12 protein-coding genes are annotated in these 21,626 nt (G+C 38.2%); 10 read left to right on the top strand and 2 right to left on the bottom strand.

Going from position 1 to position 21,626, the window contains the following annotated elements:
- The first annotated feature begins 141 nt into the window (after positions 1-141).
- From AC0IWE_RS14720 to AC0IWE_RS14695, 6 genes are all read left to right on the top strand, one after another.
- Positions 142-954 carry a DUF1365 domain-containing protein gene (locus AC0IWE_RS14720; protein WP_471793645.1) on the top strand — a complete coding sequence of 271 codons (813 nt, stop codon included), beginning with the start codon at positions 142-144 and terminating at the stop codon, positions 952-954.
- A gap of 10 nt (positions 955-964) precedes the next feature.
- Positions 965-2,203 (top strand): class I SAM-dependent methyltransferase, encoded by a 1,239-nt coding sequence (locus AC0IWE_RS14715; RefSeq protein ID WP_463492760.1) that lies wholly within the window; start codon positions 965-967, stop codon positions 2,201-2,203.
- Positions 2,204-2,529: 326 nt separating this feature from the next.
- Positions 2,530-4,986 carry a TonB-dependent receptor gene (locus tag AC0IWE_RS14710; protein ID WP_471793644.1) on the top strand — a complete coding sequence of 819 codons (2,457 nt, stop codon included), beginning with the start codon at positions 2,530-2,532 and terminating at the stop codon, positions 4,984-4,986.
- Positions 4,987-5,309: 323 nt separating this feature from the next.
- Positions 5,310-8,444, top strand: coding sequence for a SusC/RagA family TonB-linked outer membrane protein (locus AC0IWE_RS14705; RefSeq protein ID WP_471793643.1), 3,135 nt, complete (start codon positions 5,310-5,312; stop codon positions 8,442-8,444).
- Between the two features lie 11 nt (positions 8,445-8,455).
- The gene (locus tag AC0IWE_RS14700; RefSeq protein WP_471793642.1) at positions 8,456-9,886 is read left to right on the top strand and encodes a SusD/RagB family nutrient-binding outer membrane lipoprotein; all 1,431 of its coding nucleotides are present in this window, start codon (positions 8,456-8,458) and stop codon (positions 9,884-9,886) included.
- Positions 9,887-9,970: 84 nt separating this feature from the next.
- Entirely contained in the window at positions 9,971-12,055 is a 2,085-nt protein-coding gene (locus AC0IWE_RS14695; RefSeq protein WP_471793641.1) for a S9 family peptidase, read from the top strand.
- Between the two features lie 223 nt (positions 12,056-12,278).
- Here AC0IWE_RS14695 and AC0IWE_RS14690 read toward each other — a convergent pair whose 3' ends face one another.
- Complete coding sequence (locus tag AC0IWE_RS14690) at positions 12,279-13,940, bottom strand: ABC transporter substrate-binding protein (protein WP_471793640.1); 1,662 nt, start codon at positions 13,938-13,940, stop codon at positions 12,279-12,281.
- A 19-nt stretch (positions 13,941-13,959) separates the two neighbouring features.
- On the opposite strand from AC0IWE_RS14690, the gene AC0IWE_RS14685 reads away from it, so the two are divergent.
- A complete protein-coding gene (locus AC0IWE_RS14685; protein ID WP_471793639.1) occupies positions 13,960-14,412 on the top strand; it encodes a substrate-binding domain-containing protein in 453 nt (150 codons plus the stop codon).
- Between the two features lie 87 nt (positions 14,413-14,499).
- Here the strand turns inward: AC0IWE_RS14685 and AC0IWE_RS14680 are convergent, their stop codons facing one another.
- Positions 14,500-15,834 carry a sigma-54-dependent transcriptional regulator gene (locus tag AC0IWE_RS14680; protein WP_471793638.1) on the bottom strand — a complete coding sequence of 445 codons (1,335 nt, stop codon included), beginning with the start codon at positions 15,832-15,834 and terminating at the stop codon, positions 14,500-14,502.
- Positions 15,835-16,197: 363 nt separating this feature from the next.
- On the opposite strand from AC0IWE_RS14680, the gene AC0IWE_RS14675 reads away from it, so the two are divergent.
- From AC0IWE_RS14675 to AC0IWE_RS14665, 3 genes are all read left to right on the top strand, one after another.
- Complete coding sequence (locus tag AC0IWE_RS14675) at positions 16,198-18,666, top strand: PIG-L family deacetylase (protein WP_471793637.1); 2,469 nt, start codon at positions 16,198-16,200, stop codon at positions 18,664-18,666.
- Between the two features lie 100 nt (positions 18,667-18,766).
- The gene (locus AC0IWE_RS14670) at positions 18,767-20,473 is read left to right on the top strand and encodes a sodium:solute symporter family protein (RefSeq protein WP_471793636.1); all 1,707 of its coding nucleotides are present in this window, start codon (positions 18,767-18,769) and stop codon (positions 20,471-20,473) included.
- 149 nt (positions 20,474-20,622) lie between these two features.
- Positions 20,623-21,141 (top strand): DUF2911 domain-containing protein, encoded by a 519-nt coding sequence (locus AC0IWE_RS14665; RefSeq protein ID WP_463492770.1) that lies wholly within the window; start codon positions 20,623-20,625, stop codon positions 21,139-21,141.
- Positions 21,142-21,626: the final 485 nt, after the last annotated feature.

Genomic DNA, 21,626 nt, shown 5'->3' with positions numbered 1-21,626 from the left:
TTTAACGTCGCAGTTATTTTTTAGCTCAGCGCAATGTAGTCTATAAATCTGTTAAGATCGATCTCTCCATTCTGCTGCGTTGCAGTCAAGATGATGAATCTATAGAATAACAACCAAAAAAAAATGTAAATTGTAATATTAATGCAAATCAACTCAAACATCTACACCGCAAAGGTAATGCACCATCGCCTGGCACCCAAAAAACATTCTTTTTGGTATAGTGTATATATGTTTTACATTGATTTGGATGAATTGGATTTGCTTAGCCAAAAATTGCGCTGGTTCAGCAGGAACAGATTTAACTTGTTTTCTTTCAGGGATGCCGAACATCTCCAGTTGCCAAAAGAAAATCCCGACCGGAGCAAAAACACCCGCCAGCACCTGGAAGATTATTTAAAAGAAAACGGTGTAGATGGTACCCGGCTTAACATTAAATTATTAACCAATCTTAATGTTCTAGGTTATAATTTTAATCCTGTTTCTTTCTATTATTGTTTTGATAAGGAAGAAAATCCGGTTTGTTGCGTAGCCGAAATAAGCAATACTTACCGCGAAATGAAACTTTTTTTCTTTGGAAAAGATGAATTGAATGAAAATACTTTTAAAAAAATTACAACAAAATATTTTTATGTTTCGCCCTTTATAGATCATGATGATGCTTTCGATTTTAAACTAAAAGTACCATCCAATACCCTCGATATTAAAATTGATGATCTGGATAAGAACGGCAATCTATTTTTTATCAGTACCTTAAAGGGAGAAAAGAAAGCATTAACCAACGCCAATATGTTGCGGTATTTTTTCTCCATACCCTTTATTCCGCTGCAGATTATGGGTATGATTCATTGGCAGGCTTTCAAACTCTGGTTAAAAAAAATACCATTTCATCCAAAAGCCGAAAACCCTGAGCTGCAACGCAACGTATATAAACCCTATAAACCTCAAATTAAATAGATCGAAGATTATGAATACGCTTACCGCTACCAGAACATCAACAGGCTTTTTTGAAAGAGTTGTGCTCAATGCACTTTCTAAAATGACATTGGGGAAATTAGAACTTTCGATGCCAGGCGGCGAAACTTTGGTTTTTGGAAACGGCGAACATAAAATTGAAGCACATATTCAGGTTAATCATGCTGATTTTTTTAAATCTATCGCACTTTACGGCGACATCGGTTTTGGCGAAGGGTATACCGCTGGTTTATGGGATACCACAAACATTACCAATGTGATTAAATGGGTAATCCTGAACATCGAAAACGCACCTTCCATTACCGGAAGTAAAGTAAAATCGGTTGCGCTGAATCTTTTTAAATGGGTTAATAAAATTTACCATGTACGCCGGGCAAATACCCTGGCCGGATCGCAAAAAAATATTTCAGAGCATTACGACCTGAACAATGATTTTTTTGCCACTTTCCTGGATAAAACCATGACTTACTCCAGTGGTTATTTTAATCCTGAAGATTTAAGTTTAGAAGAATCTCAATATGCCAAATATGACCGTTTGGCAAAACAGCTCAAAATTAAAGCTACTGATCATGTTTTGGAAATAGGAAGCGGTTGGGGTGGAAATGCAATTTTTTTAGCTAAAAATTATGGTTGTAAAGTTACTTCGGTAACCATCTCTAAAGAGCAACAAAAATTGGCCATAGCACGTGTAAATGCCGAAGGCCTGGCCGATAAAGTTTCCATTATTATTCAGGATTACCGTAAAATTGAAGGCACATTTGATAAAATTGTTTCCATAGAAATGCTTGAGGCTGTTGGTCACCAATATTTGGAAACCTATTTCGAAAAATGTCAGGATCTTTTAAAGCCCGATGGGATATTTGCTTTTCAGGTAATCACTTCGCCCGATTGCAGATACGATAAGTTGCGGAACGGTGTAGACTGGATTCAAAAACATATTTTCCCTGGCTCACTTTTACCTTCTGTTGCAGCCATGAATAAAGCCATTAATGAAACAGGCGACTTAACCCTTGTTGATTTAAAAGATATGGGTTTGGATTATGCCCGTACATTACATTTGTGGTTTCTTGAATTCAATAAAAACATTGATAAAGTAAAGGCCTTAGGTTTTGATGATACTTTTATCCGCAAATGGAATTATTACCTTAACTATTGTGAAGCAGCATTTGCCATGAGGAATATTAATGTAATGCAAATGGTTTATTCCCGCCCGAACAATATTGCCAGGTAAGAAAATTTGAAGTGCTTAGCAGGATGTTTTTAGTTTAAAATCTTAATTTATAGTAATTACTATTCATATTCCGTAATTGAGTTAAGGATTAATGTCTGTCGTTTAAGCACATAAACCTCGCAGGTTTCGAAAACCTGCGAGGTTTGAATCACAATAAATTGTATCTTCATGCTCCTAGATTGTTAAGGATTAAATGGAAAAATTTCATTTACCGACTAATCGGCATTGTTTGCCGACTAATTGATAGGGTTGGTGTAAAAAGTATAGCGTATAATTGTAACAAAATGCAATTTGCGTAGACTAATTACAAAAGACTAACTTTTAACATGAAAAGACTTCTACTATTAACCTTTATCCTTGGACTATTTTTCACTGCGCAGGCCCAATTTCCGGGCGGCTTTGGTGGAGGACCAAAAAAATCTACAGTTACCGGACGTATTACTGCCACCATACTTGATTCATTAACCAAAAAACCAATTGACTATGCCACAGTTTCTTTGGTTACTGCAAAAGATAATAAATCTGTAAATGGTGGTGTAACCGATGAAAAAGGTAAACTAAGCTTGCAAAACGTATCGCCGGATTCTTATAAACTAATGATCGGTTTTATGGGTTACAAAACAAAATCTGTTCTGGTTACCACAACTCCGGCAAAACCTGATAACAACATTGGTACAATTTATATTTCAGGATCGGAAAATACTTTGGCCGATGTTCAGATTGAAGGAACAAAAGCGGTTATTGAAAATAAAATCGATAGAATGGTTTACAATGCAGAAGCTGATGGTACAAATGCAGGTGGCGATGCTACAGATGTAATGCGTAAAGTGCCCATGCTTTCAGTAGATCCTACTGGAAACATTCAACTTCGTGGTGCAGCAGTAAGGGTTTTAATTAATGGTAAACCATCTGGTACGATGGCAAGTAGTGTAGCTGATGCATTAAAGATGATTCCTGCTGAACAAATTAAAAGCGTAGAGGTAATTACAAGCCCATCTGCTAAATACGATGCGGAAGGTTCTGGCGGTATTATTAATATTATCACTAAAAAATCTAGTGCTCAAGGCGTTTCAGGAAGTGTAAGTGCTGCGGCAGGAACACGTCAAAATAACGGAGCATTTAACCTAACCGCAAAAACAGGTCGTTTGAGTGTAAATACCAGTTTAGGTACAAACTTGGCTTACGCCCAGGATTCAAGAACATCGTTTGTAACCAATACTATATTCAAGGATGGAACTACCGACAATCGAGTACAGAATGGTGTTTCTAAATGGAGTCGCAATGGTTACAATGGAAGTTTAGGTTTAGATTATGACTTTAACGCTTACAATAACATTAGTACAACAGTTAAATTAAATAACTTTTCTAATGGTGGTCCAGGTTCATCTGAATATACTATCAATAATTTGAAAGCAACCAATATTAGCGACATGGATATGACGTTTAGTAATATGGATTGGAACGTAGATTATCGTAAAACCAGCAAAAAGGAAGGAGAGGAGTTTTCAATTTCTGCACAGCTTTCAACAGGCCGTACCCCAACAAGTTTTAGTAATACATTCATTCCTGAGGGTGCCATAACCGGGCAAACGCTGACTAGTAATAATACAGGTAAGAATAATGAATACACAGCTCAAACCGATTACACTTATCCATTTAGTAAGGCTGTAGTTTTAGAGGTTGGGGCTAAAGGTATTTTCAGAGATATTAAAAGCCAGTTTGATGTTTCTGCACAAGATTTCGAATATAACCAAAATGTTGGAGCAGGTTATGGTGTAATCAGCTTCAATTTAACCAAGAAACTACAAGTTAAGGGTGGTTTAAGAGCCGAATACACTCAAATAGATTTCAATACCCAAAGCAGTGGAATTCAAAAAAATGATTACTTCAATCTGTTTCCCAGTGTAATTGTATCTAGAACCCTAAAAGGTAGTACAACCCTTAAATTGAGCTATAACCGCAGGGTACAGAGGCCTACTCAATCTTATTTAAACCCATTCAGAAATACGAGTGATTTGTTTAATGTTCAACAGGGAAATCCGCAGTTAAGCCCAGAGTTGAGTGATAATCTAGAGCTTGGATATTCAACATTTATCAAGGGTTCTGTTATCAACGCATCAGTTTTTTATCGCCGTACAGGTGGAGTTATCGAAAGTTCTATCTCTCCAATTCAAGAGTTAAATCCGACAACAAATCAATTGGTTGACAAAACCTTAACCTCATATATCAATGTTGGTACAGCAGAAACCTATGGCTTCAATCTTTTCGCATCGTACAACATTAAACCGAAATGGACCCTGATGACTAATTTTGCTGGAAATACTTATTCAGTAACTAATACCCAAACCAATATCAATACCGGTACATATTTTAATTTCAACTGGTTTATACGCTCTGCTTATGGTTTTGGCAAAGGCTACAATTTTGAGCTTTTTAATGTGATCACCTCGAAAAGACGTACCTATCAAGGTTCAACAGATCCATTCTATATCTATGGGGGATCTATCAAGAAAGATATTTTGAAGAAAAAGGGAAGTATTGGTCTTAACGTGCTAAATCCGTTCACAAAAGATTTACATATAAAAACAGTAAACAATGCGATAAATGCAACAGGTAAGATTTACCAAAGTGCTAATATTTATTATCCTCTACGTTCATTCGGTGTTAACTTTAGTTATTCATTCGGTAAACTTAAGTTTACAGAGAAGAAAAAGATTAAAAACGACGATGTGAAGCAAGATCAACAGCAGCAAGGTGGTGGTATGGGCGGTGTTCAACAGTAAAAACCCAATCAACATATATATTATAAGTCTTTCCGGTAACCTGGGAAGACTTTTTTGTTTAACATGAGGTGGTTATTTCACTTAAACGATAATAAATTAAATAAGCAATTAAATATCTTCCTAATTTTTACTACAAGAATTAAATTCAAATGGTTATTTGCGTCATTAACCGTTAATTTATGCGCGTTTTTGCGGGAGATTGCTTTTTTGTATCAAAAATTGTACTAAAAATAGCTTTATTGCTCGCGTTTTGTTGCGTGTTCTTGTTTCTAAAAATCTTATATTGCAATTGCTAACACATCCTTAACCTAAATAATCTAGATATGAGAAAAATCTTTACCTCACTTTTTTTTCTGTGCATACTACTTACTGGTCTTTCCGCACTGGCACAGGTAAAAACAGTAACAGGGAAAATAACTTCCGCTGATGACCGGGGTCCGTTACCTGGTGCAAGTATTAAAATCAAGGGAACCTCCACAGGTACCTCAACCGATGGTAACGGTGGTTTTACCATTCAGGTGCCGGCTCCAAATGCAGTACTTGTAATTAGCCTTTTGGGATATAAAACGCAAGAAATTACTGTTGGCAGTAAAACAACAATTAACGCAGTTTTGGCTTCAGATGCTCAGGATCTACAAGAAGTTACCATTTCAACCGCTCTAGGCATTACACGTCAGGCCAAATCACTTGGTTATGCCGCGCAGTCTGTAAAATCCGAAGATCTTAATTACAACCATCAGTCCAACTTGGTAAATGCATTGCAAGGTAAAATTGCAGGGGCAACCATATCGAGTACAGGCGGTGGCCCGGGCCAGGGAGCCAGTATCCGGATCAGGGGAGTAAACTCCATTGATCCTAATATTTCTGGCGATCCTTTGTATGTTATTGATGGGGTACAGATTGACAATTCTACCTCTACAGTTGGTGCAAATCCTGATGGAACCGCTTATGGATCAAGGGGCGTAACCAACAGGGCTTCAGATGTAAATCCTGAAGATATAGAAACCATTAATATATTAAAGGGAGGCGCCGCAACTGCCCTTTATGGTTTGCGGGGTGCAAATGGCGTGGTGGTAATTACTACCAAAAGAGGCAAGCAGAATGGCGTCAGCGTTAATTTTAACAGCAGTTATGGTTTTGATGAAGTCTTGAAATCGCCAGATGTACAAACAGAATATACCCAGGGCGTTTTAGGCGTATACACAAACCCACCAGGAGGTATTGGCCCGGCATGGGGCCCAACCATTGCCGAAGCTAAACTGATTGACCCCACACACCCAGATCAGTTATTTAACAATTACGACCGTGCATTTGGTACAGGACAGCAGGTTAAAAACTCAATTTCGGTTACCGGAGGAAGTGATGCCATTAAATTTTTCTCTTCAATTTCGCAGCTGTACCAAAAAGGGATGATGCCAAATACCGATAACAAAAACTTTTCGGGCCGCTTAAATACAGATTTTACCATTAGTCCTAAATTTAAGGCCTCCGTAAATATGAATTTTACCAATTCTGGTGGCTATACCTACAGTGCTGACCGTTTTGGTGAAACTTTGGCCTATTGGTCACCACGTTACGATGTAGCAGATTATCAGAATCCAGATGGTTCGCAAAAATATATTGGTACAAACAATCCAATATGGGGAACAGCAAATAACAGGCTTAAAGGTGATGTAAACCGGTTTATCGGTGGTACCAGTCTGAGTTATGAACCAACAAAGTGGCTTAATTTTTCTTACCGTTTAGGGATTGATACTTATACCGATAACCGTGTGCGCACCGCCCGTGGCCCAATGTATGCCACCGAAGCCATGTACGATAATTTACAGGGTTTTTATGGCGAGTACAATACCAAGTTTAGAACGATCAACAGTACTTTTGTTGCTACGTTAACCTCGAAATTAACCGATGATATTACCGGTACGTTAAGACTCGGACAAGAACTTTACGATCGTAAATCCAAGGAAATTGGTACTTTGGGCAGTATCCTAGGTGTTTACAATTTCTTTAATTTAGCCAATGCAGGTGTACTTACACCATCGCAAACCCTGAAACAAAAAAGATTGATCGGTTATTTTGGAGAAGCTACTTTTGATTACAAAAATTACCTTTTCTTAACCTTAACAGGCCGGAATGATATCACTTCAACGCTGCCAAAAGCAAGCAGGTCATTTTTCTATCCCTCAGCAAGTTTAAGTTATGTGTTTTCTGATCAGTTTAAATTGCCTGCGGTAATCAGTCAGGCCAAGTTGCGTTTATCTTATGCAAGAATCGGAAAGGACGCTTCAGAATATTCTACCTTTACCGGGTATTCGCCCTATATTCAGCTACCAACAGGAACAGGCGGCTTAACAATAGCACCAAATCTGGGTAATCCCGATCTTCGGCCAGAGTTTACCAATACTTATGAGGCTGGGTTAGAAATGTCGTTTCTTAAAAACCGCTTAGGCTTTGATTTCACTTATTATTACTCCTTAAGTAAAGATCAGATTATTCAAACGCAGATCTCGTCGGCCGTGGGTTATGTAACCAAATCAATCAATGCAGGCGATATAAGAAACAGGGGAGTTGAGCTGGTGCTGAACGGTAAACCAATCGTATCAAAAGATTTCAGGTGGGATGTAAATGTAAACTTTTCGGCAAACAGGAACAGGGTGCTGACTATGCCTAACGGGATATCAGAAATTGTGTATGGTGCCGCAAGAGGATATGGAAATGCCGGGGTATCCATGAAACTGATCCAAGGACAACCATATGGCAATATTTACGGAAGTTATTTTAACCGTTATTATGGAACTACGCCCGAAGATCCGATCGTTCTTGATAAAAATTTGCCCTTGTTAATTGGTGCAAACGGATTTCCGAGTATTTCTGGCGGAAAGCAAAAACTGTTGGGTAATTCGCAACCGAACTATATTATTGGTATGGGCAATACCTTCAAATACAAAAATTTCAGCTTAAATGTATTGTTTGATGCCCGTTTAGGATTTGAAAAATACAACTGGTTAGAAGATTTTTATACCGCTTTCGGTTTACCTGATTACACTACAGACAGAAGAACGGTAAAAGTGTTTGATGGCGTTTTGGCCAATGGGCAACCGAATACTAAACCAGTATATATGGGGCAGAGAATTGGGCCTGACATGGTTGATTATGGTGAAGGATATTACCGCATTTATTACCGTAATGTTTCTGAGCCTTTTGTAAGCGATGCCTCATGGGTACGTTTACGTTCGGCAAGTTTAACCTATAACTTACCTGAAAACTGGTTGCCGGCAAAATCAATCAAAAATGCTTCATTATCCGTTACCGGAAATAATTTATGGTTGTGGACAAAATATTACGGTGTAGATCCAGAATCAAGCTCTTACGATTCGGGTAGCAATAATGATGGTTCTGCCGGATTTACTTATCCATCGGCCCGTACAATCATGTTCACCCTTAATGTTGGTTTTTAAAAAGAATTACGATGCAAAAAAATATAAAATATACATTGTGCGCAGCTTTAATTGCAACACTAGGTTTGCAAAGCTGTAAAGACAGTTATTTCGATAAGTTGTCTGATAATCCGAATCAGGTACCTACAGCTACATTGAGTACCTTGTTGGCTACATCAACGTATAAAATTGGAAATAACAATTATTTTATTGGAAGTGTTGTGGCCCCTTACGTGCAGTATATTGCCAGTCCGTCAGCAAATGGTGCAGCAGATACCTACCAATCAATTGATTTTACAGGTACCTGGGATGCACTCTATTTTGCCATGGCCGATGCCAATGAGCTTAAAAAACTTGCCATAGCACAGGGATCAAGTGAATATAAAGGTGTGGCGGATGTAATTATTGCTTACAACCTTAGTTTGGTTAATGATTTATGGGGAGATGCACCATTTTCGCAGGCATTCGACATCAACAACCTTAAACCTAAATATGATAAACAACAGGAAGTTTATACACAAGCCCTTGCGCTTTTAGACGAAGCCATTGTTGAACTTTCCAAAACCAATGCAACAATAAAGCTGGCACCCACCAGCGATTTAATTTACGGAAAATCTACTGCTGAGCGGGCAAACTGGTTAAAAATGGCTTATGCACTAAAAGCAAGGTTATTAATTAAAGTAAGTAAAACCAGTTCGTATAACCCGGCAGCGGTTATTGCAGCATTAAGCAATTCGTTTACCGCTAATGCGGATGATGCTGGTATGGCCACTTTTAAAGAGCGAAACCCATGGGCTAATGTGGCTTTGTTAAATACACAACAATCATTAGGTGGATGGCTTTCTGAGCAGTTGATTGATGCTTTAAATGGTAAAACTTTTGGCGTTTTTGACCCGCGTATAGAAAAGATTACAGATAAAACGATAAACAATACCTACATCGGTACCATTAATGGCGCAGGCAACAGGCTCCCAGGTGCCAACACAACTAAAGATGAATGTTACATTTCGGCCAATTCACCGTGGACAAGCAACACCGCACCAATACTTATTGTAACTTATGCAGAACTTAAATTTATCGAAGCAGAAGCGTATTTCGATACTGATAAAACCAAAGCTTACGCAGCTTATTTAGCTGGTATTAGTGCCAATATGGATAAATTTACAGTATCTACCGCGGCAAGAGATGCTTATTTAGCCGATCCTGCAGTTAATGTGGGTGCTAATGCTTTAACAAAAGACCTCATTTTTAAAGAAAAATACATTGCAACCTACTTAAATCCTGAAGCGTGGAATGATGCCCGCCGTTTCGATTACAAATACAAGGATTTTACTCCGCCAGTTAATAATTCGCTTACCACCTACATCCGCCGATTGGATTATCCGCAAGGAGAAAGAAGCAAAAACGGAGCAAACGTTCCGGTAGATGTGTTAAGAACAACCAAACTGTGGTGGGATCAGTAACAATCTTATAAAAAATAGTTTTTCAAGCCCTAATCATCTAATGGTTAGGGCTTTTTTTTATAATTTATCTCAAAATCACCGACAATGAAAAAATCACTGTTTATAATTTTTCTATTACTATCAGCCTCAAAAATATTTGCACAGTCTTTTAGCTTAAAATCTGTTTTATCTTATCCTTTTCCAACACAATTGGTGGCAGCTCCTGTAGGTGCTAAAATTGCCTGGGCTGCAAATGAGCAAGGAAAAAGAAACATTTATACAGCAGAGGCACCCGATTATAAAGCAATAAAAATTACCGGTTACAATGATGATGACGGGCAGGAAATTAGCAGTTTATCTATCTCTCCCGATGGAAAATGGATTGTATTTGTGCGCGGTGGAGATCACGGTGGTCGCGATGCGAGCCCGGTTAACGCAAACTCATCTCCGATAGCACCCAAAGTACAGGTGTTTGCTATTCCTTTCGGTGGAGGCAAATTAATTACCATTGGCGAAGGCGATAACCCTGTAATTTCACCCAATAGCGAGCAAGTGCTTTTTTCCAAAGCCGGTCAGGTAATGATTAGTACATTGGATGGTACGTCTGCATCGAAAAGTTTATTTTATGCAAAAGGCATTAATGGGGCTTATAAATGGTCGCCTGATGGGAAGAAAATAGCGTTCATTTCCAACCGCACTGATCATGCTTTCCTGGGTATTTATACCGATCAGCAAAGTCCGGTTCAATGGTTGTTGCCTTCTTTTTCCAAAGACAGTGCGCCGGTATGGTCGCCTGACGGAAATGATATTGCCTTTATCAGAACACCAGGTACAGGTGGTGAAACAGATTCGATTTTAACAAAAAAGCATCAGCCCTGGGCCATCTTTACAGTTAATGTAATTACCGGAGCTGGAAAACAAATCTGGAAAGCACCAGAAACATTAAGAGGCTCTTTCCCTTCAGTTGATGGTGGAGCAAATTTATTGTGGGCTGAGGGGAAGATCATTTTTACTTCCTATGAAGATGGCTGGCCACACCTTTATGCTATAAATGCCGATGGAACCAACCGTTTATTGCTTACCCCAGGAGAATTTACTGTAGAAAACGTGAAATTAAGTGCCGATAAAAAAACTTTGGTTTTTGCGGCCAATAAGGGAAGCAATGCTGATGATCTTGATAGGAGGCATATTTATAAAGTTTCGGTTGATAAGCCCGATATGCAAATTTTAACACCCGGAAAAGGCATAGAGGCTTACCCGGTAATTGGCGGGGATAACAAAACAGTTTTCTGCTTAAGTTCTACTGCCGAACGACCATTGTTGCCTGCAATTATCGGGGATAAACAGCGCTTAAATCTGATTGGCGAATCGCTTTTGCCAACTGATTTTCCGCTTAAAGAAATGGTTGCACCGAAACATGTTAGTTTTAAAGCTCCCGATGGAAAAACAGTTTACGGGCAATTGTTTACACCAAAAAAGGTGATTAAAAACCATCCTGCAATTGTTTATGTACATGGCGGACCGCAAAGGCAGATGTTTTTAGGCTGGAATCCGATGGATTATTATTCAATTGATTATGCTTTAAACCAATATCTGGTTAACATTGGTTTTACAGTGCTTTCAGTAAATTATCGTTTGGGCATAGGTTACGGCTACGAATTTCACAAACCTTTAAATGCAGGCGCGCAAGGTGCATCAGAATATCAAGACATTAAAGCAGCAGGCGAATGGCTGGCTCAGCAAGCGTATGTTGATAAAAACAAAATCGGAATTTATGGTGGTTCTTACGGTGGGTACTTAACTGCACTTGCATTGGGAAAAGATTCGGAATTATTTGCCGCAGGTGTGGATATTCATGGTGTAAACAATAGATTTTCCAATCAGGATGCGGAAGGTAAAAAGCCAGCTCCCGATGCGCAACTCGCCGCAAAGGTAGCCGAAGAATCATCGCCGGTAAGTTATATTGCAACGTGGACTTCTCCTACACTGATTATACATGCAGATGATGACCGCAATGTGGCATTTAATCAAAGTGTGGATCTTGCGAAACGGTTTGAAGATAAAAAATTCGATTTTGAGTTTTTGGTCATTCCCGATGATACCCACCACTGGATGAAATTTTCGAATGGCTTAAAGGTGAGTGAGGCTACGGCCGATTTTTTGAAAAGGAAATTAATGGATAAGAAGTAAATCTGCTTACTGACATAAACAATCAAGAGCATCCGCATGGCTGAGCAGTTTTTTTTAGCCAGAGGTTTTGACGTGATTTAAATTTACGGTGTGAATAACACCTATGGTACGTGCATTTATGGGCGTTTTGCTTAAATGCTTTTTCAAGACACATGTTTTAACCGAAGATTTCTCTCCTTCCAGTATCAATTGTGAATGCTTTAGCGTTTAAGGTGCCTAGTTTCTATTTCTTTTTAATCCGTTTTAAAATCATCAAACTTAAAGGGTTAAATGAGTAACCAGATATGTTATTTTGTAGCATCACCACAGATTGGTCGTAAAATAATGGTACCACCGGTGAATAATCCATTACCATCTGATCCATTTTACGATAGAGTTCAAATCTTTTTTCGTTATCAGTTTCATAATAGCTTTTTTCAAAGAGCTGATCGAATTCCTTGTTGTAAAAAGCGGTGTAGTTTGGTCCGTTAGGCACTTTGTTTTTTGAGTAAAACATGGAAAGGAAATTTTCGCCATCGCCATAATCAGCCAGCCACGAGCCTCGGAAAAAGTTCACATTATTTTTCGACATTAAATCTCTCAGGCTGGCACTCGGACTTACATCAATTTTAGTTTTAATGCCAATCGCAGTAAGTTCGCCCTGAATAAATTCGATGAGATCTTTATAAGTAGTGGTGGTATTCAGTTTTACTTCAGCAAGGCCTTTACCCTCAGGATAACCAGCTTCCTCTAAAAGTTTAGCGGCAAGTTTTGGGTTGTAAGCATAACCATGAACAGCCGCACTATCGAAACCAGGCATTCCTTTAGGGATAAAACCAGATGTTGCTGCAACACCGATTCCGTTTCTTAGGTATTTAATCAGTCGATCGCGATCAATTGAATAGTTTATCGCCTGTCGGATTTTTTTTAAGCGCAGTGGTGAATTTTTAACAATAGAAAGGTTGGTATCAACCAGTATTCCTACATATTCTGTGCATAAGTACGGGCTTTTAGTGAGCGTAAATTTTCCCTTGTATTTTGAAGTCATTTTTCCGCTTTTCGTTAAAATGTCATCTCGATAACTCCCGTCTACGTTGTAATAGAAATCCAGGTCTTTTTTTAAAAAACTCATAAATCCACTTTGTTTATCGGTAATAAAGCTGGCTTTTACGGCATCAAGATAAGGCAAAGGCTTTCCGTTGGCGTCTTTCTCAAAATAATGGTCATTTTTGAGTAAGACCAAAATCTCACCTTCTTTCCAATATTTAAACCTGAAAGGGCCCGTGCCCACCGGGTGACTTCTAAAATCTTTGCCATAATGTTCCACAATTTCTTTCGGTACTACAGAACAATATTGTGTAGTAAGCAAACTCATAAACGGTGGGAAAGGGCGCACCAGTTTAATTTGAAATGTAGAATCATTTAAAGCAATAAAATTATGTTCATCTTTTACCTTATCGCTAAAAATCCATCCACCAGATGAGGCCACTTTAGGATCGATTAAGCGATAAAAACTATATACAAAGTCGCTGGCAATAACTTTTCTTCCCTTACCATTCTTAAATATAGGGTCGTTATGAAAGTAAACATCATTACGCAGATTAAAAGTGTAGGTGAGTGCGTCTTCAGAAATCTGCCAGCTTTTTGCGATACATGGAACGGTTTGTAATGAAGAATCAATCTGCACTAAACCGTTAAATATCTGGTTCGTCATCCAGATGGCGTTCTGGTTACGCGCAAAAGCAGGATCTATAGAAGTTAAACCCTGATCGAGATTAATATTAAAGATTTTTTTGTCGTTATGTGCTGTGTTTTCCTTGCAGGAAAAGATGATAGTTAAACAAAAAATCCAAAATATATACTTAATTGAGCCTCGCATGCGGTAAGGAATGTTATTTTTGCACAAATTAATAAATTTAATGCAGATGTCTTTTTTAAACGATTTATTTATTGGCCTTGATGCGGCTCAACAAGAAGAATTACAGGAACGTTTAGATTTAGTGGAACACAAGATTAAATTTATGGATAAAACGCCTGTTGCCTGTCTCGATACAGATAATAATCCGGTTTATTTCCTGTCAGAAGAAATTTCAGTAGCAGGCGGAATGGTAGAAACTGATATTTTAAGTGCTGTTTTTATCATTTATTACCAACCGGGCAAAACCCTGACCGATTTAATGAGAGAAGTTCCTGCGGCACTAAATACAGATTGGCAAGCCGTACAAAACAACCGCATCATTTTATTAAATGATGATGTAAACCGCGAAAAAACTGCCGAAAATGCGGTAGCACTTGTAGAAGATATTGCAGAAATGCTGCATCCTGGTTCTTTCATTTTCGGCCACGAAGGTGATAAATGGATTAGGTTTGGTGCTTAAAATTGTTTGCTTCAATGGCAAGTTAATTTATCACCTTTAAAAATGTTTCTGCTAGATAGTAGCTCTGGCAGCACAAGTACAATTCACCTAAATTTCCTTAATCTGGTATTCTTCAATTTTACGGTAAAGGGTGGTTAAGCCTATCCCCAGTAAACGTGATGTTTCTGTTTTATTGCCCTTGGTATGAACGAGCACTTTTTGGATATGCTGTTTTTCTACCTGTTGTAGGTTATAATCGTTTGCTACCGGTGCAAATTCAAAAAATTCTGGAGGAAGCGCAGTGGCACTTAGTTGATCTCCATCTGATAAAATGACTAAACGCTCAATAACGTTTTTAAGCTCACGGATATTTCCTTTCCAGCTATGATCACTTAAAATGGAAAGTATTTTATCATCCATTTTTGGGGTAGCACGGTTAACCTTATCAGCAAATTCCTTTAAGTAGTGTTTCGCCAATGCAGGTATATCTGATTTTCGCTCACGCAGTGGAGGTAAAATGATGGTGAAAACTGAAAGCCGGTAATAAAGATCTGAGCGGAATTTCCCAGAAGCGGCATCAGCCTTTAAATCTTTATTTGTTGCTGCTAAAATCCGTACGTTTGCCTGTTGTGTTTGCGTGTCGCCTACTTTAATAAAAGTCTGGCTTTCCAGCACACGTAATAATTTGGCCTGGAGATCAAGGTTCATTTCACCGATTTCATCCAACAATAATGTTCCGCCGTTGGCTTCTTCAAGTAAGCCTTTTTTATCTTTATTCGCCCCTGTAAAAGCTCCTGCCTTATAACCAAACAGTTCGCTTTCCAGTAAATCAGGACTAAAACCACTGCAGTTTAATGCAACAAAGGGTTTTGCTGCCCGCGGACTTTCGTAATGAATGGATTGTGCAAAAACTTCTTTACCTGTTCCGGTTTCGCCCAATAGTAAAACAGTGGTATCGGTGGCACTAACTTTTTTTGCCAGGTCAATGGCTTCTTTTAATGCTTTTGACTGACCAATAATCGTTTCGAAGCTATGTTTTTTTGCAATTTTATTTTCCAGGTCAGAAACCCTTCGCTGTAAATTTGATTTATCCATCGCCCTGTACAAAAGTGGTATAATTTTATCATTATCGTCGCCTTTTACAAGGTAATCGAAAGCTCCGTTTTTTATTGCTAAAACGCCATCGGCTATAGTACCATAAGCCGTAAGGTTAATGATTTCTACATATGGCTTAATGGCTTTAATATCTTTAACCATAGCAACGCCGTTAACATCAGGCAGTTTTACATCGCTGATTACAATGCTTACATCGTTGTTTTTTAGTAGTTTAAGTCCATCTTTTCCTGTATTTGCTTGCAAGGTTTTAAAGCCTTCGAGTTCTATAATCCTGGAAAGTAAACTGCAGATTTTTTTTTCATCATCAATGATGATGCACCATGCCATTCATAGGTAAAATTTATGCTGCAATATTAAGTATAAAAATACCGAAAGATTAAATGATTTTTCCTCGGTCTGTGTTTGCATATAAGATTTCATTCCTCGGTCTGTGTCCCCGCAGACCGAAACAGGAATATTTTAGTTTGATATTAAAATAAAGCGGTCTGTGTAGCCACTGACCATGGGTTTATATTTAAAGAGTTCTAAAAACTAAATAAGCTTATACTGACAAATACATGTTTACACGAGCTTAAACACTAAACTCACGACCTAAAACTCCCTATTCCAAACTAAATTGTACCTTTTTCGTTTCCGAGGCCTTAAAGTAAAAGCTTTTTAAGCATATTTGATTTTTGCAAAACAAATTCTATGTTTAAGAAACTAATCGCAATAATTATACTTTGCTTTCCGGTAATTTTTTGTGCTGCCCAACAGGTGCGCCCGGCAAAATCTTCGGAAATTTATAGAGAAATCAAAACTTTAAAGCACTTGCCAAAGGTTTTATATCTGGCGGCCCATCCGGATGATGAAAATACAGGTTTACTATCGTGGTTAATTAACGAGCAAAATGTAGAAACCGGTTATTTATCACTTACCAGGGGTGATGGCGGACAAAACCTTTTGGGTACCGAACAAGGTGCGGCCTTAGGCCTGATCAGAACGCATGAACTTTTAGAAGCTCGGAGATTGGATGGTGCACAGCAATTTTTTACCAGGGCGATTGATTTCGGTTTTTCTAAAAATACAAACGACACTTTTAAACAGTGGGATGCCGATAGCATTACGGCAGATGTGGTATGGGTAATTAGAAAATTCAGACCGGATGTAATTATTTGCCGTTTTCCACCTACAGCTGCTGCAGGTCATGGTCAACATGCAGCATCGGCTGTTGTAGCCGAAAAAGCTTTTAAAGCTGCGGCCGATAAAGATATGTTTCCAAATCAGCTCAAGTATGTTTCCGTTTGGCAGCCAAAAAGATTGTTATGGAATACTTTTAGGTTTGGTTCTGTAAATACTACTTCCGAAAATCAATTAAAAGCCACAGTTGGCCAGTACGATGCACAGTTAGGGATGGGTTATGGTGAATTGGCAGGTTTAAGCAGGAGTTTGCACAAAAGTCAGGGGGCAGGTACACAATCAGTTGCCGGTGTACGTGCTGAATATTTTACAAATGTTTTGGGCGAGCCTGCAAAAAGAACTCTTTTTGATGGTTTAAGTCTTAACTGGTCTGACAAAGGAATTGGCGATATTGACGAACTGATTGATATTATCCTGCTATCTTTTAATTACAACCAACCAGATAAGAGTTTGCACGGTTTATTGATGTTGAAAAAGAAGATTGCCGAATTACAGGATGTAGCCCTTAGAAAAGATAAGCTGGCAGCTATTGACAATATTATTTTAAGTTGTGTAGGTTTTATGGGTGAAGTTGTAACCAACCAACCTGAAGCCATTGCTGGTAATGGCTATAATTTCCGTTTAAATTTAATTTCGAGATCAGCTACTCCGATTACTGTAGAAAATGTAAACTGGTTGAATCAAACAGATAATTTGAACCGAAAACTTGATAACGACTCGTTGATTACCATTGAACGAAAAATACAGATTCCTGCAGATGCTTCGCCCACAGAGCCGTATTGGCTGTCCAAACCAGCTAAAAATGCAGCAACTTTCAGTGTAGCAAACGATACGCTGATCGGATTGCCCGAAATGCAGTCGCCACTGAATGTATTGGTATCTTTAAAAATAGAAAATGAGAAATTTGACATCAGATTGCCTTTATCTTATAAAAAGCTGGATCCTGTTAAAGGTGATGTAGTAGAGCCGTTGCGCATTATACCTCTGCTGGATTTAAGTTTTAGCGAACCTGTTTACTTTGCTAAAGAAAAAGAAGCGTTAAACGTTAATCTCCGCTTAAAAGCCAATAAGAACATCAATTATGGTAAGGTAAGTTTCAAGATTGGAAACCAGATAGTGAAGACATTTCAAGGCATTAATCTAGCCGAAAACACCATTACCAACAAAGATTTCTTAATCCCGGTTGAAGATTTGGCCAAAATTAAAACCAGTCAAAATAAGCTCGAAGCTGTTTTTTCATCAGAAGCAAACGAATATTCAAGGGGGCAGGTACTTATTCAATATCCACATTTGCCAACATTACAGTATTTTGTTCCGGCTACAACATGGTTAATTAAAGGCGACGTAAAAGTGCTGGCCAAAAAAATAGGTTACATTGAAGGTGCGGGAGATCTGATTCCTGAGTTTTTAAGGCAGGCAGGTTTACAGGTTGATGTTTTAACCGAAGCAGATATTCTAAATACCACAAAACTGGCAAGTTATGATGCTGTGGTAACAGGTGTGAGGGTTATCAATACCGAAAAACGAATTAAAAACTGGCAAACTGCACTGCGTAGCTATGTAGAAAACGGTGGCACTATCGTAATGCAATACAATACCACTCAGGATATGGCATTGCAAGATTTCGGCATTTATCCATTCTCCATCAGTGGTAAGAGGGTAACTGAAGAAAACGCTGAGGTTAAATTCTTAAATCCCAATCACAAACTCCTTAACTCTCCTAATAAAATTACTTCAGATGATTTTAAAGGTTGGGTGCAGGAGCGCGGAGCTTATTTCCCCGATCAATGGGATGCTAAATATGAGCCGCTTTTTGAAATGCACGATACCGGCGAAGAACCGCTTCAGGGATCAACATTATATGCTAAATACGGAAAAGGAAACTTTATTTATACTCCCTTAGCCTTTTTTAGGCAATTGCCAGCTGGCAATGTGGGCGCAGCAAGGCTTTTCTTCAACTTTTTGTCTGCCGGTAAATGATGAAAAATCAATTCAAAAACTGGAATACCTGGTACGTGCTACTCGCTTTGGCACTGGTATTTCAGATTGTATTTTACTATTTGTTTACTAAATTCTGGGCATGAGTAATATCGATTGGGCAGTATTGATATTTACATTGCTTGCGGTGGTAACGTATGGCGTTTTTATCGGCCGTGGACAAAAAAGCAATGCTTCATACTTAAAGGCAGATAATAAAATGCCCTGGTACATTGTGTTACTGGGGATTATGGCTACCCAGGCCAGTGCCATTACTTTTTTATCGGCACCAGGACAGGCCTATACAGATGGTATGCGTTTCGTTCAATATTATTTCGGCTTGCCGCTGGCAATGATCGTTATATGCATCACATTCATCCCGATTTTTCAAAAATTAAATGTTTATACTGCTTACGAGTATCTTGAAAACCGTTTTGATAAAAAAACAAGAGTTTTAACCTCACTTTTGTTCCTGTTTTCCCGTGGATTGTCGACAGGGATCAGTATTTACGCCCCAAGTATTATCCTTTCTAGTGTTTTAAACTGGAACATCTATTTAACAAATATTTTAACCGGTGGAATACTACTGATTTATACATACGTTGGCGGTGCAAAGGCCATTGCGCATACACAGAAGCTGCAATTTCTGATAATTTTAGGAACAATGGCCTTTGCCGGATATCTTTTGGTGCAAAATATGCCCAATGGCATCGGTTTTAAAGATGCGCTGTATCTTGCCGGTAAATCCGGAAAATTAAATGTAATAACCACAGAATTTGATTGGAAGGATAAATACAATATCTGGAGTGGTTTAATTGGTGGTTTCTTTCTCGCACTTTCTTATTTTGGCACTGATCAGAGTCAGGTTGGAAGGTACATCACCGCAAAAGACAATACCAATGCAAAAATGGGACTGCTCTTAAACGGATTGGTGAAAATACCAATGCAGTTTGCAATCTTATTAATCGGTGCTTTACTTTTCGCGTTTTTCTCCTTAAAACCTGCACCGATCTATTTCAATGAGCGTTCCTATCAATATTTAAAAGAAACGCAGCCACAGCAGGCTGCTGTTTTCGAAAAAGAACACAATGCCTTGGCGCAGAAATTTAATGAGCAATCAAAAACCATACTTGTAGAAAAGGAACAGCAATCACCATTGTTAAATGTTGCTATTGAAAATTTTAAGTCAACCCAAAAACGAGTGAAAGAACTTCATGGTAGGGTAGAGGAAGCAATCAACAAAGCGAATTACAATGCAGAAAAAACAGATACCAATTATATATTTTTATATTTTGTTAAAAATACACTTCCGGTGGGAATGATCGGTTTGCTTTTCGCCGTCATATTTTTAGCCAGTTGGGGATCAATATCTGCGGCATTAAATTCATTGGCCGCCTGTTCGTTAAAAGATGTGCACCTCATTTTTAAAAAAAGTGCAGTAAACGATGAAACAGAGCTAAGATACAGCAGGCTGCATACATTGGCCTGGGGCATTTTTTCGATAGCGGTTGCCATGTTTGCCACACAAATGGGTTCGTTAATTGAAGCGGTTAATGTATTGGGTTCCTTATTTTATGGGCCCATACTTGGTATTTTCCTCGTGGCATTTTATTTTAAAAAGATAAACGGTCCGTTGGTGTTTTTTGCTGCAATCCTTTCCGAAATCGCAGTTATTGCTGTTTATGAGTTTGATATTGTTTCATTCCTATGGCTTAACGTAATTGGTGCTGCTGCGGTAATTATATTCTCATTACTTGGGATGATATTTTATAACCCGCATGTTAAAGCCAATAATACAGCTAAAGCATAGTACATTGGGTAAGACGAAAAAGGTAGAAAATTACTAATGAAATAATAAAAACGTTTCTTCGTTTTAAGACACTGGGATTATAGTTTTTATCAACTGAAAGCCATAAATTCGTAAAATTAAAAACAACAAAAACAGATAAATATAATACTATGAAAACGATGATTAAATCAATCGCTTTGCTATTTACGGCAATTACCATTTCTGTAAGTGCAATGGCACAAGATGCTCAGCCTAAGCCAAGTCCTGCGGCTACTGCAACAGGAAAAGTAAAGGGTGCAACCATTACCATTAACTACAGCAGTCCGGCAGTTAAAGGACGTAAAATTTGGGGAGGCCTTGAGGCTTTTGATAAAGTATGGCGTGCGGGTGCTAATGAGGCAACTACTTTTGAAACCGATAAAGATATCATGGTAGAAGGTAAAGCTTTGGCCGCAGGGAAATATAGCTTCTTTTTAATACCTAAAGAAAGTGGAACCTGGACAGCAATTTTTAACAAGGAGCCAAAACAATGGGGTGCTTACAAATACGAAGAAGCTAAAGATGCTTTACGCGTTGATGTTAAAACAAAAGCATTAAAAGCTACACAAGAGCGTTTGGTATATAAAATTACTAAAAGTGGTTTCTCTTTGGATTGGGATAAAATTTCAGTCCCGGTTACCATCAAATAATAACAATAATCTTATTTAAAGCCGTCTTGATTTTATATTTAGACGGCTTTTTTTGTTTTATTATCATCCTGATCTTGTGATGTTATCTCTTGTTACCACTATCAGCCTGGATAACCAATCAGCCAAGAATAATCATCCCAATACCGTTAATTAAGCATTTTAACCACAGATGAGCACAGATAAACACGGATTTTAGTATGTGTGTGCATCCTTTTTATCTGTAGTTAGATATATATTAAAGGACTTGATCATAAAGCCGCCAAGAATAATCATCCCAAACCGTTAATTAAGCATTTTAACCACAGATGGCATAGATAAACACGGATTTTCCTATCTGTGTGCATCCTTTTTATCTGTGGTGAGATTACGTTCGCCCGTAATTAGGGCTTCTAATAGCAAGACCAAGAACTTCTGTAAAGAAGCTAAAACATAATATCTACTTCATGTTAAAATGTTATTTTAGGCCGATTTAAAAACAGTACTAC

The organism is Pedobacter sp. AC402, from assembly GCF_979252805.1.
Note: the sequence above shows the minus strand (reverse complement) of the source record. Positions and strands in the feature narration are given on the sequence as shown.

Bases quoted from the DNA above. Each gene is read 5' to 3' on its own strand.
- AC0IWE_RS14685 (WP_471793639.1), top strand. From the start codon at position 13,960: ATGTCTTTTTTAAACGATTTATTTATTGGCCTTGATGCGGCTCAACAA.
- AC0IWE_RS14715 (WP_463492760.1), top strand. From the start codon at position 965: ATGAATACGCTTACCGCTACCAGAACATCAACAGGCTTTTTTGAAAGA.
- AC0IWE_RS14705 (WP_471793643.1), top strand. From the start codon at position 5,310: ATGAGAAAAATCTTTACCTCACTTTTTTTTCTGTGCATACTACTTACT.
- AC0IWE_RS14665 (WP_463492770.1), top strand. From the start codon at position 20,623: ATGAAAACGATGATTAAATCAATCGCTTTGCTATTTACGGCAATTACC.
- AC0IWE_RS14710 (WP_471793644.1), top strand. From the start codon at position 2,530: ATGAAAAGACTTCTACTATTAACCTTTATCCTTGGACTATTTTTCACT.
- AC0IWE_RS14720 (WP_471793645.1), top strand. From the start codon at position 142: ATGCAAATCAACTCAAACATCTACACCGCAAAGGTAATGCACCATCGC.
- AC0IWE_RS14670 (WP_471793636.1), top strand. From the start codon at position 18,767: ATGAGTAATATCGATTGGGCAGTATTGATATTTACATTGCTTGCGGTG.
- AC0IWE_RS14700 (WP_471793642.1), top strand. From the start codon at position 8,456: ATGCAAAAAAATATAAAATATACATTGTGCGCAGCTTTAATTGCAACA.
- AC0IWE_RS14675 (WP_471793637.1), top strand. From the start codon at position 16,198: ATGTTTAAGAAACTAATCGCAATAATTATACTTTGCTTTCCGGTAATT.
- AC0IWE_RS14680 (WP_471793638.1), bottom strand. From the start codon at position 15,834: ATGGCATGGTGCATCATCATTGATGATGAAAAAAAAATCTGCAGTTTA.
- AC0IWE_RS14695 (WP_471793641.1), top strand. From the start codon at position 9,971: ATGAAAAAATCACTGTTTATAATTTTTCTATTACTATCAGCCTCAAAA.